Genomic DNA, 12224 nt, shown 5'->3' on the forward strand with positions numbered 1-12224 from the left:
TCAGGCTGCATCCTCTTTTTACTTTTCTAACGGATCATCACGGCATTATTCTATGCCTAGCTGCCCTGTATCCGTATTGGCCAGCACCAGCTTGCCTTCCAGCGGCGAGCCGTCCTCGGCGGCCAGCTTGAGCCTGCCGGTCTTCCCCTTCTCGATCAGCGCCTTGACCTGGGTGTCTGTTAGCGTACGTCCATGGGTTTCCTTCCAGATCACAAACTTGCAGCCCTCTTTGTAATGAGAGCAGCCGTAGCCCTTGCGGCCCATGAAGATGGTGCCGCCGCAGCCCGGGCGCGGACAGCTGCCGATAATCTTCGGCCCTCCGCTCCCCTGCTCTGCAGGCTTGGCCGTTCTTGCAGCGGCCGGCTTGGCGCCGGCTCCACCGTCTCCTGCACTGCTGCGCTTGCGTGTACCGGCAGCCGGCTTATCCCCGCCTTCCTTGGAGGCTGCCCCGCTGCTCCGGCCTTTGGCGCCGGCCCGGACAGAAGGCGTCTCGCCTTCAAAGGAGGTTTTGGCCGCACGGGACTGAACCTTCACCTTGTCGACGATCATGGAAGCAAAGCGCTTCACGTTCTCCATGAACTGCCCGTCCGCCGCAGTACCCCGGGCAATTTCATTGAGCCTCCGCTCCCATTGCCCGGTCATTTCCGGTGAGGTCAGCAGCTCGATGCCCGCTCCGCGTATCAGCTCAATCGCCGTCCGCCCCTTTTGGGTGATGGCAATCTTTTTACCCTGCATTTCGACGTAGCCGACATTTTTCAGCCGCTCGATGGTTGCTGCCCGGGTTGCCGGCGTTCCGAGTCCGGAATCCTTCATGACATCGCGCAGCTCCTCATCCTCGATCTGCTTGCCCGCGCTTTCCATCGCTTTGAGCAGGGTGCCTTCTGTGTAATGCTTGGGCGGCTGCGTATCCTTCTCTTTGACCACCGCATCGCTGCACAGCACCTCATCCGCAGGAGAGATAGAGAACGGCTCATTCACCTCGATCTCCTCTTCCTCCTCGTCGTCCTTGCCCTTTCCTTTGGCCGGCTTCGCCTTATCCTTCTTCTGGTCGGCATAAATCACCTTCCAGCCCAGACTCAGCAGCTCCTTAACCGTAGTCTTGAAGTTTTCACCTTCAACCTCCGTTATAACGGTATGCACCTTATATTCGGCGGGCGGATAGAACTGGGACAGGAAACGTCTCACAATCAGATCATATAATTTCGCCTCATCCGCACTCAGCCCCGAAGCCTTGCGGTTAGTCGGCAGGATTGCGTGGTGATCCTCCACCTTGGACGGATTGCAGACAAATTTATTGCCTTTATGGACCAGGCTGCGGTTCGCGCCCTTGACCAGCTCGTCATAGGAGGTGCCCTGCAGGGCATTCAGCGTCTTATGCATCTCCGGGATGTTCTGCTCGGTAACATAGTTGGAGTTCGTCCGCGGGTATGAAATAACCTTATGCTTCTCATAGAGCGCCTGGGCGATATCTAGCGTTTTTTTGGCCGAAAATGCGTACTTCCCGTTCGCCTCACGCTGCAGGAGCGTCAGATCATACAGTTTGTTCGGGTACTCCTTCGTATCCTTGACCTCGTAAGAGGCTATCCGGCCGGGCTTACCTTTAACCTTGGCGGCCAGCGCATCAGCCTTCTCCTTGTCGGTCAGGCGGTCCCCCTGCCACATGCCTTTATAAGCAACCTCATTCTGTGCAAAATGGCCTTCCACCTCAAAAAACTTCAGCGACGAAAACGCCTCAATCGTCTTTTGACGGTCATAGATCAGCGCCAGTACGGGTGTCTGCACCCGCCCCACGGACAGCAGCACATTATGCTTTGTAGTAAAAGCGCGCGAGCCGTTCATCCCGATCAGCCAGTCCGCCTCACTGCGTGCCCGGGCAGCTTTGGTCAGATTCTCATATTCCGAGCCGTCCTTCAGCTCCTGAAAGCCTTTGCGGATCGTCTCCGGTGTCAGGTCGGAAATCCACAGCCGCTTCACCGGCTGGCTAAGCTTCAAATGCCGCTGAATCAGCGAGAAAATATGCTGACCCTCTCGCCCCGCGTCACAGGAGTTGACCAGCAGGTTGCTGCGTTTGGCCAGCTCGCCGATCACCTTCAGCTGGTCAACAGTCCGGGCATTCGGCACCAGCTTGAACTGGTCGGGAATAATCGGCAAATCGTTAATGTTCCACTTTTTGTATTTGTCATCATAAGCATCCGGTTCGGCGAGTCCGATCAGATGACCGATAGCCCAGGTGATGATGTACTGCTCCCCTTCCAGATAGGAACGGTGATTTTTGGCCTTCGGTTCTATTGCGGCGGCGATATTCCGCCCCATGTCCGGTTTCTCCGCAATAATGAGTGTTTTCAAAAATATCGCTCCTTACCCTTCGTTGTTCCAAAACGTATCCAGATTTTCTATTATACCATTTTGTTAAAATAATTACCTGCTATTAATCTTCTACCGCAATTGAATAGAGGGAAGCCTTTGGCTTATAGTGGAGAGGAATAATTGATATAAGAAAGAAAGGGGAAGATACTATGATCATCAGCCCGCAAAGCTTTCAGGTGAACGGTCTTCATTATACGATCCGCTCTGCAACCCCGGAGGATGCGAAGGAGCTGTCAGCAGTAAGGCTGCAGGTGGACGGGGAGACGGAGCATATGGACCGGATACCCGGGGAAGCTTTTATCGATGAGAACGGATTTAAGGCGATTATTGAGAACGATACGCAGCATCCGCGCAATCTATGCCTGGTGGCGGAAAGGAACGGCTCGATCCTGGGCTATTCCAGATGTGAGGGCAATGATCTGAAGCGGTTTTTGCATAAGGCAGAGTTCGGGGTGGGTGTCCTTAAGCAATACTGGGGGTATGGTATCGGGAGGAACCTGCTGAAGGCTTCCATTGACTGGGCCGATGCAAACGGTATAACCAAAATGATTTTAAGCGGTGTCCTGGAAACCAATGAGCCGGCTATCCGGCTGTATAAAAGCCTTGGCTTTGAAATTGAAGGGCTGCTGAAGCGGGACCGCACTCTGTCAGACGGAAAATATTACAGCACATATATGATGGCGAGATATAATAACCCTGCATGAGCATGCTGCGGAGAACTGGAAATGCCCGGCCGGTCTGCTGACCGGCCGGGCATTTTGATCATTGCGCTTTGTTCAGCAGCTCTTCCGCCTCATCAAACTCCTCACGCAGCAGTCCAAGCAGAAGATCATCATAAAATCTGCCGTTCATGTAAATGCTTCTGCGGCGTACTCCCTCCTCCCGGAAGCCCAGCTTCAGATGCAACGCCCTGGATGCGGCATTCACAGAGACACAGGATGTAACTAAATGGGTAACGCGGCTCTCTATCTCGTTCTATTTCCGATCCGCAAGATCGCCTCAGCACCGGATACAACCTCTTTCGTACCGCTTCTCCGGTCCCAGTACTCAACCCTTCCTTCACCGGCAGCCTTGCCGACCACCAGTACAACCGGAATGCCGATCAGCCCGGCGTCCTTGAACTTCACTCCGGCGCGTTCGTCCCGGTCATCCAGTAAAGTCTCCAAGCCCAGCCCGCTCAGCTCCTCATATAGTGCTTCAGCAAGCAGAGTCTGCTCCTCATCCTTGGCGGACATTTGAAGAATATGCACACGGTAAGGTGCCAGCTCCTCCGGCCAGAGCAGGCCTTCATCATCATGGGTCTGTTCAGCTATTGCAGCCATCAGACGGGAGAGGCCAATGCCGTAGCAGCCCATAATCACCGGTTTACTCCTGCCGGAGGCATCCAGGTAAACGGCGCCTAGCTTGTCGCTGTACCTTGTGCCCAGCTTAAAGATATGTCCGATCTCGATTCCTTTATGAAAATGGTATACGCCCTGGCCGCATTTCGGACAGGTCTCCCCTCGAGCAGCATTTCTGATATCAGCTACATGCTCCAGCAGAAAGTCCCGGCCAGGCACTACATTGCGCAGATGGTAGTCTTTTTCTCCGGCACCTGTAATCCCCGCTGCCATCATGGCTACAGCCCTGTCCACGATAATTGGCAGCTGCAGGCCAACCGGTCCGACATATCCGCTCTCTACACCGGCAGCTGTCCTGACTGCTTCAGAATCGGCGAGAGACACTGCAGCAACGCCGGCAGCAGACGCCAGCTTGAGCTCATTTACCTCATGATCACCGCGGACCAGCACGGCAAAGCAGGTATCACCACTGCTGTAGATCAGCGTCTTAATGATCTTATCCGTTGTTATCTGCAGATTATTCTCCAGCTGCTCAATCGTACGCAGATCCGGGGTATGAAATTTTTCTGCAGCCGGCTGGGTCATTAAATTCTCGCTAATGCCGGTTAACATACCGCCTGCTTCAGCTTCCTCCAGATTTGCCGCGTAGTCACAGCTTGAGCATACAGCGAGCGTATCTTCTCCAATATCCGCAAGCGCCATAAACTCGTGATTGCCGCCCTCACCGCCCATTGCGCCGGCATTCGCCTGCACAGATTTGAAATTCAGCCCGCAGCGGGTAAAGATCCGTTCATAGGCTTTGAATATACGGCTGTAAGTCTCATCCAGACCCTCCCAGTCTGTATCAAAGGAATAGGCATCCTTCATCAGGAACTCCCTGCCCCGCAGCAGACCGGAGCGCGGACGGAGCTCGTCGCGGAATTTGGTCTGAATCTGGTACAGCGTTACCGGCAGCTTCCGGTAGGAGCTGATTTCACCCCGGACCAGTGAAGTGAACGCTTCTTCGTGGGTTGGTCCGAGTACAAACTGGCGTTCATGGCGGTCATGCATCGTCATCAGGTCCTTGCCGTACGGCTCAAACCGGCCGGACTCCTTCCAGAGCTCGGCAGGCAGCAGAGACGGGAGCAGCATCTCCTGGGCTCCGGCGCTGTCCATCTCCTCCCGGACAATCTGTTCAATCCTGCGCAGAACCCGGCGGCCCAGGGGCAGATAGCTGTATATCCCTGCTGCAAGCATACGAATATAGCCGGCACGCAGCAGCAGCTGGTGGCTGGCCGTCTCTGCATCCGCAGGAGCATCACGCAGTGTAGTTAATAAAAGCTGGCTTTGACGCATCTAAATCATCTCCTCTGATTGTCCGGATCTTACACAGATCCGCAAGTACGCAAGAAACGCAAAAAGACGCATCCGTCAGGGACGAATGCGTCGTGTTACCACCCTATTTCAACCGCCGGGCTATGCCTGGCAGTCCTCTATCCGGATAACGGCCGGGGCCGGCAGCAAACAAAGAATAACCTTTATTGCTGCAGCTTGCAAGGCAGGGTGCGCTCCCGTCGCGGCTCGGAGGACCTTTCAGCCGGTGAATCCTCTCTCTGTTCTGGCGGTATTTGGGACGCAGATCCTTGGTTAACGCAGCTGCGTTATTGAATTGCTATTAAATGTATACCAAGGAACCCATTGCGTCAAGCCCGTCATAAAACTGCCATGTTTACCATCATTTTTTTGGATACGCTTACACTATTTCGGGCGGTTTGTAAATTAATTCTTTCCGGTAAACCTTCTTACATATGAAATTTTCTTGAAAACAAACCGAAATATATGAATAGAGCATTTCAAGAGGAAGCTGCCTGCTGGTCAAGCCTCTAAGCATATGCATCCAAGGGGGAGTCATAGCCATGTTCACAAAAATCAAAAGCGCTGTATTCAATCTCACATCCCGTTCACTGCAAAGAAAAATGCTGTTAATCTTCACCGTTATGCTGGTTGTTCCAATCGTACTGGTAAGCTACTCATCTTATAACAGCTCCAGCAAGCAGATGGAACAGACCATGCAGCAATCCATGCGTACAAGCGTTGATCTGCTGGCAGCTAATATTAACGAATCGGTTACGGCCGCTAAACAAAATGTCTCACAGCTCAGCCAGCAGCTGACCTCCGCTAATGTGGATAACAAACCGGCTGCTACACGTACACTTATTGAACTGTTTATAAAAGAGCATCCCGAGCTTGAACTCTTCGTTGCCGGAAATGAGAAAGGTGCCTGGATGAAAGCGCCGGACCCCGGTCCGCAGGATTACGATCCGCGCACACGGGACTGGTATACTGCCGCACTAAATAATCCCGGCCAAGTTACTCTTACGGACCCTACCGTTTCTTTAACCACTGGTAACTATACACTGTTTGTCTCCAAAACCCTTGAGGATGGACAAGGCGCCATCGCCACCACCCTCAATCTGAAAGCAATGAGTGACCGGATCAGTCAGAACAAGCTTGGTAAAGAAGGCTACTATTATGTAGTAGACCGCAATAACAAGTTCGTCTCACATCCGGTCAAAAAAGCAGGTGAAGATATCGCCGGCTATGTAGCCGAGCTGCTGGTCAATGATAAAGGCGATCTGGCCTATACCAACCCGGATACCGGGCTTGATATGCGCGGCTATTATACCACGGACCCTGCAACAGGCTTCACTGTCGTGGGTGTAATTACTACCAAGGAATTCTCTGACGCCTCTCTTCCGGTGCTTTATAAAGGACTTATGGTACTGGGTGTTGCCCTGCTTATCTCCCTTATCCTGATGTTCTTCATAGTACGGGCAATTTCACGGCCTATTACCAGACTCAACCAGTCTGCCCGCCGTGTGAGTGAAGGATACCTGAATGAACAGATCGTGATTGACCGGGCCGATGAGATTGGTGATCTGGCAAAAAATTATAATCACATGGTAGAATCGCTGCGCTCTATTGTTACAGATATTACTGAAACCTCCGGACTGCTGGCCGCCTCCAGCCAGCAGCTGACCGCAACCACGCAAGAGAACGCCACAGCTACAGCTTATGTGGCCAAGATGGTCGAGGATTCATCAGCCGGAGCCGAGACACAGACTGCAGCCATGGTTGAGACTTCCCGCGCAATGGAGGAGATGTCAGCCGGCATCAACAAAATTGCCGAGGCTGCTTCCTCTATCGTCAGCTCGTCTGCTGACACGGAAGCAGATGTGCATAGCGGCAGCGAGAAAATCAGCCAGGTCAGCCGGCAGATGGATGCGATCCGCGAATCTACCCACCTGTCCTCGGAGCTGATCGGCCAGTTAAACGGCCTGAATAGCCAGGTGTCCGCTATGAGCAGTGCAATTGCCAACATTGCCGTACAGACCAACCTGCTGTCGCTCAACGCCGGAATTGAAGCCGCCCGCGCCGGCGAGCACGGCCGGGGCTTCGCTGTAGTAGCAACCGAAGTGCGCAAGCTGGCTGACCAGTCCAAGACAACTGCCGGTAATATCCAGGAGACCATCGAACAAATGACCGTCCTTATAGACCAGACCTATGATGCAATCCATAACCGGGTATCTGCCGACGTTGATCTGGGGCTTAAGGTGACGGAAGAGGCTAAAGCAGCCTTCCTGAATATCGAGCAGTCTGCCGCCAGAATCAACGGCCAGATCCATGACATTTCTGCTGTCACTGAACAGATGTCAGCGGGTGCCGAGGAGGTTGCCGCGTCCGTTGTCGAGATTTCCAATATTGCACGTACCACCTCAGATGCATTCCAGAGCGTAACAGCAGCGACGGAAGAGCAGCTGGCCTCCATGGATGAGATTACCGCATCCTCCGGCGAGCTTTCCAGAATGGCTTCGGACCTGCAGGTCAAGATCGAACGCTTTAAGCTGGAAGACTAGTATCCGGCTTGGCTTCGTACCGTAAAGAAAACCGGATATAGCACACCAAACAGATGCCGCACAATATGTGACGGCATCTGTTTGGTATGCTGCTTTAAAATTGGTTGAATAGATAGAAGCTAGGCCGCCCTTCCGGGCGGCTTTTGCTATTGGTGCTGGGGAGGAAGACCTTTGCTTCCGCCGAAAGTGGGCTGGCGGCTGAAGTGAAGAGCAAAAGTGCCTCTGATTCCGCCGAAAGTGGACGGTTGGGCGAAATGAAGAGCATAAATGCCTCTGATTTCGCCAAAAGTGGACGGTTGGGCAAAATGAAGAACATAAATGCCTCTGATTTCGCCAAAAGTGGACGGTTGGGCGAAATGAAGAGCACAAATACCTCTGATTCCGCCAAAAGGGAGCTGGCGGGCGAAATGAAAAGAAATGAAATGAAAAAACCGCCCCTCCAGGATGCTCTGGAGAGGCGGTTTGATATTCTTTATGCAAGCAATGCTTTATACAAGAACAGTCGATCCCATCAGATATCTGTCAACTTCGCGGGCGGCTGCACGGCCTTCATTGATAGCCCAGACCACCAGGCTCTGTCCGCGGCGCATATCACCAGCGGCAAAGACTTTGTCCACGCTTGTATTGAATTTGCCGTAACGGGCCTTCACATTGCTGCGGCGGTCCGTTTCCAGGTTCAGCTCCTGAATAATATCCTGCTCCGGCCCGTCGAAGCCGATCGCTATCAGCGCAATCTGCGCCGGATAGACCGCTTCGGTTCCCGGTACAGGCTGATAGATCTTGCGGCCTGTTTCGTCAACCATACGGCGGATTTGCACCGTATGCAGCTCCTTCAGGTTGCCCTCCTCGTCACCGACAAACTTGGTTGTCATAATGGAGAATTCACGCGGGTCATCACCGAAGATCGCTTTGGCTTCCTGCTGTGCATAATCAAGCGTATACACATTCGGGAACTGCGGCCAAGGGTTGGCAATCGGGTCACGCTCAAGCGGCGCTTTGTCATGTGTGCCGAACTGGGTAATGCTCTTGCAGCCGTGACGCAGGGAGGTCGCTACACAGTCCGATCCGGTATCCCCGCCGCCCAGTACAACAACATCTTTACCTGCTGCCGAGACAAAGTTACCATCCTCCAGATTGGAGTTCAGGTAGCTCTTGATCGTGCCGGTCAGGTAATCCATCGCGTACATGACACCCTTCAGCTCACTGCCCTCGACATTGAACTGGCGAGCTTTGGTTGCCCCGCCGCACAGCACGACAGCATCATATTCATCCACAAGCTGCAGAGTCGGTATATCCTTGCCGATCTCGGTATTCACGACAAAATTAATGCCTTCGGCAGCCAGCAGATCCACCCGGCGCTGAACAACGCGCTTATCCAGCTTCATAGTAGGTATACCATATGTCAACAAGCCGCCGACGCGGTCACTGCGCTCAAATACGGTCACTGTATGTCCGGCCTTGTTCAGCTGCGCGGCAGCCGCCAGTCCGGCCGGTCCGGAGCCGACGATGGCGACTCTTTTGCCTGTGCGCTTCTCAGGCGGATTCGGTACAACCCAGCCCTCCTCGAAGCCTTTATCTACAATGGCAAGCTCAATGGTCTTGATCGTAACCGGCTGGCCGATCAGGCCAACGGTACAGGAGCCTTCACAGGGAGCAGGACAGATGCTGCCAGTAAATTCAGGGAAGTTGTTTGTCTTGTGCAGACGCTCCAGCGCTTCCTTCCACAGCCCTCGGTAGACCAGGTTGTTCCACTCGGGAATCAGGTTATGGACCGGGCAGCCGGAGGTCCCTCCGGTCATATCAATGCCGGTATGGCAATAGGGGGTTCCGCAGTCCATGCAGCGTGCACCCTGTGTGCGCAGCTCGTCTTCGGTAAGGTGATGATGGAATTCTTCCCAGTCTTTAACGCGCTGCTCAGGATCGCGGTCACCTGGGAGCTGGCGCTTATACTCCATAAATCCAGTAGGTGTAGACATATTACGTTTCCCCCATCCGTTCTCTTCGTGTTGATGTATAGTACATTGTAGCATACTGCGGCAGATTCGTGTCGATTCAGCGCAATGAAGTACCTGCACATTCTATACTATTTTTAAGTTTAGCAATTCTAATTTTAACTATAGTAGCATTCTATACTTTCGCACTGTAATGGATTAATCTGCTGATTATTTGTACTATTTCACATGTTGTGTCAGAGAAAACGCTTTTTCATTAAACCGTACGTTCGTAAACGTAAAAACGGTAATCATACGGGTTCTGCTCATTACGGATTCCCTGAACGCAGGAGACCTCATTCCATTCTTCCCAGCGCACTTCCGGAAAGGTAGTCTCTCCTGCAAAATCCTCATGAATCCGGGTTACCAGCAGCTTATCCGCATAAGGAAGCATCATCCCGTAGATTTCAGCTCCGCCGATAATCATCAGCTCATCGTCCTTCTGCCCTTCAGCGACGGCTTCCTCCAGCGTATGGATGACCTTTGCCCCTTCTGCCTCAAAGCCGGTATCCCGCGTTATAACGATGCTCGTTCTGCCCTTCAGCGGCTTACCGCCAAGCGATTCCCAGGTTTTCCGGCCCATAAGCATTCTTTTTCCCAGAGTCTGCTCTTTAAAATAGGCAAAATCGAGCGGAAGATGCCACGGCATATCATTATTTTTACCGATAACACCGTTTTCCGCCATAGCCCAAATCATGGTTATACTCATATTTATGCCCTCCTTTTCCAAGAATCATCATGTCCCGGAAAGATTAAATGGCAACCGGTGCTTTGATTCCCGGGTGATATACATAGCCTTCAAATTCAAAGTCTTCAAATTTATAATCAAAAATGCTCTCAGGCTTTCTGAGAATATTCAGCTTCGGCAGCGGATGCGGCGCTCTAGACAGCTGGGTGGCCACCTGCTCCAAATGATTTGTATAAATGTGCACATCGCCTCCGGACCAGATGAAGTCTCCCACCTCGTAGCCGGTCTGCTGTGCGACCATATGGGTAAGCAGGGCATAGCTGGCAATATTAAAGGGCAGGCCAAGGAAAGTATCCACTGAACGCATGGTCAGCATACAGCTCAGCTTGCCGTCAGCCACATAGAACTGGAACACAAAGTGGCATGGAGGAAGCTTCATCTGTTCAATCTCCCCTACATTCCATGCACTTACGATATGACGGCGGGAGTCCGGGTTGCTCTTGATGGATTCAATAACTGCAGAAATCTGATCAATATGGCGGCCGTCACTGCTCTCCCAGGCACGCCACTGTGAGCCGTATACAGGTCCCAGCTCACCGTTCTCGTCTGCCCATTCATCCCAGATCGAAACCCCGTTCTCCTTCAGATAAGAAATATTAGTATCTCCCTTTAAAAACCACAGGAGCTCATGAACAACAGATTTCAGATGAATACGCTTGGTCGTAACCAGCGGAAAACCCTCGGACAGATCAAAGCGGAGCTGACGCCCGAATACGGATATGGTACCAGTACCGGTACGGTCACTTTTTGCCGTGCCGTGATCCAGTACATCCTGAAGTAAATCTAAATAGTTGCGCAAGGTTTAACTCCCCCTTTTTTTCTTCTCCCAGTTTACCATGACCTGACCACCCTTGTAACTTAGTTAAGCGCAGAAAATGCAATTTCCTGTCGTTCTCCTGTTATTCCCAGATTTTCAGCTCTACAGTGTCTTTAGCCGCCCTCAGCTCAGCCTGGCCGCCAATAGGAAAAGTAAATATCGGCGAGGTATGACCGAAATTCACATCAGCAACGACCGGAAGATGCAGTAGCTCCTTCTTGCTCTGAATGATTATTTTGAGCATATCCGCATTTACCCTTGAAGCCCGCTGAAATCTGCCGATGACAAGCCCCTTGACCTGCTCAAAGCCCGGCTGATGAATCAGCGACTGGAGATCACGGTCGAACGTTTCCGGACTCGATTCAAAATCATCCTCCAGAAACAGTATAGCGTCCTTCAGGCTTGGCATATACCCCGTTCCCTGCAGCAGGTTGAGCGTGCACAGATTGCCGCCGATAATGATCCCCTCTGCTGAGCCGGAACAGATTGTATAAGGCCCTTCATTAGCTTCAAAGCTCCTGTTCTCCTGATCCAGAAACCACGCATCATCACTCCACTCTGCCGATGGCTGCATCAGAACCGGTTCATCCTCCATCATCATCCGGATAAAATGCCGTATCGTATATTCATTGCCGTGGCGCATGGATAAGGTGGAGAAGTGGGGACCTGAATAGGTGATCAGCCCGGTTTTCCGGTAGATGGCACTGCTCAGCGCTGTTATATCTGAGTAACCGCAAAGACGCTTAGGATTGTCTGCAATGAGCCTGTAGTCGAGCTCGCGGAGCAGCTGGTTGCAGTTATGTCCTCCAAGTGTGGTCAGAATGCCTTTGACATCGGGATCACGGAAAGCCTCATGAATATCCTCCACCCTGGAGCGGACAGAAGACGAGGAGAATTGATCCATTTCATAAGCGTGCGCTGCAAAAGATACCTTAAAGCCGTAGCCCTCCAGCAGCTTTGTAGAAGCCGCAATTTGTTCCGGTGCTATGATACCGAGACTGTTCGACGGTGAGATGATACGAATTTCGTCGCCGGCCTGCAGTTTAGGTGCTTTCATGGGATGAC

At 52.4% G+C, this 12224-nt stretch carries 8 protein-coding genes; 2 read left to right on the forward strand and 6 right to left on the reverse strand.

All coding sequences use genetic code 11. The features are described from left to right. Positions 1-45: 45 nt before the first annotated feature. The gene (locus R70723_RS17370) at positions 46-2346 is read right to left on the reverse strand and encodes a type IA DNA topoisomerase (RefSeq protein WP_039873735.1); all 2301 of its coding nucleotides are present in this window, start codon (positions 2344-2346) and stop codon (positions 46-48) included. A gap of 170 nt (positions 2347-2516) precedes the next feature. Here R70723_RS17370 and R70723_RS17375 point away from each other — a divergent pair, with 170 nt between their 5' ends. After that, entirely contained in the window at positions 2517-3071 is a 555-nt protein-coding gene (locus tag R70723_RS17375; RefSeq protein ID WP_039873737.1) for a GNAT family N-acetyltransferase, read from the forward strand. A 261-nt stretch (positions 3072-3332) separates the two neighbouring features. Here R70723_RS17375 and R70723_RS17380 read toward each other — a convergent pair whose 3' ends face one another. Then, positions 3333-5042 (reverse strand): proline--tRNA ligase, encoded by a 1710-nt coding sequence (locus R70723_RS17380; protein ID WP_039873738.1) that lies wholly within the window; start codon positions 5040-5042, stop codon positions 3333-3335. 560 nt (positions 5043-5602) lie between these two features. On the opposite strand from R70723_RS17380, the gene R70723_RS17385 reads away from it, so the two are divergent. Then, positions 5603-7603 (forward strand): methyl-accepting chemotaxis protein, encoded by a 2001-nt coding sequence (locus R70723_RS17385; protein WP_039873739.1) that lies wholly within the window; start codon positions 5603-5605, stop codon positions 7601-7603. 488 nt (positions 7604-8091) lie between these two features. On the opposite strand, the gene R70723_RS17390 is transcribed toward R70723_RS17385, so the two are convergent. The 4 genes from R70723_RS17390 to R70723_RS17405 all read right to left on the reverse strand — a co-directional run bounded on the left by R70723_RS17390 (position 8092) and on the right by R70723_RS17405 (position 12216). Continuing rightward, positions 8092-9579, reverse strand: a complete 1488-nt coding sequence (locus R70723_RS17390; RefSeq protein ID WP_039873742.1) for a glutamate synthase subunit beta — start codon at positions 9577-9579, stop codon at positions 8092-8094. Positions 9580-9811: 232 nt separating this feature from the next. Beyond that, positions 9812-10303 carry a dihydrofolate reductase gene (locus R70723_RS17395; protein ID WP_039873743.1) on the reverse strand — a complete coding sequence of 164 codons (492 nt, stop codon included), beginning with the start codon at positions 10301-10303 and terminating at the stop codon, positions 9812-9814. 43 nt (positions 10304-10346) lie between these two features. Continuing rightward, positions 10347-11141, reverse strand: coding sequence for a thymidylate synthase (thyA, locus tag R70723_RS17400; RefSeq protein WP_039873745.1), 795 nt, complete (start codon positions 11139-11141; stop codon positions 10347-10349). 100 nt (positions 11142-11241) lie between these two features. Beyond that, the gene (locus R70723_RS17405) at positions 11242-12216 is read right to left on the reverse strand and encodes a S66 family peptidase (protein ID WP_039873746.1); all 975 of its coding nucleotides are present in this window, start codon (positions 12214-12216) and stop codon (positions 11242-11244) included. Between the last annotated feature and the right edge of the window lie 8 nt (positions 12217-12224).

Origin of the sequence: Paenibacillus sp. FSL R7-0273 (assembly GCF_000758625.1) — a bacterium.
Classification (GTDB): domain Bacteria; phylum Bacillota; class Bacilli; order Paenibacillales; family Paenibacillaceae; genus Paenibacillus_AQ.

Coding starts and splice junctions, on each gene's coding strand:
- R70723_RS17375 (WP_039873737.1), top strand. CDS start 2,517: ATGATCATCAGCCCGCAAAGCTTTCAGGTGAACGGTCTTCATTATACG.
- R70723_RS17405 (WP_039873746.1), bottom strand. CDS start 12,216: ATGAAAGCACCTAAACTGCAGGCCGGCGACGAAATTCGTATCATCTCA.
- R70723_RS17395 (WP_039873743.1), bottom strand. CDS start 10,303: ATGAGTATAACCATGATTTGGGCTATGGCGGAAAACGGTGTTATCGGT.
- R70723_RS17380 (WP_039873738.1), bottom strand. CDS start 5,042: ATGCGTCAAAGCCAGCTTTTATTAACTACACTGCGTGATGCTCCTGCG.
- R70723_RS17390 (WP_039873742.1), bottom strand. CDS start 9,579: ATGTCTACACCTACTGGATTTATGGAGTATAAGCGCCAGCTCCCAGGT.
- R70723_RS17385 (WP_039873739.1), top strand. CDS start 5,603: ATGTTCACAAAAATCAAAAGCGCTGTATTCAATCTCACATCCCGTTCA.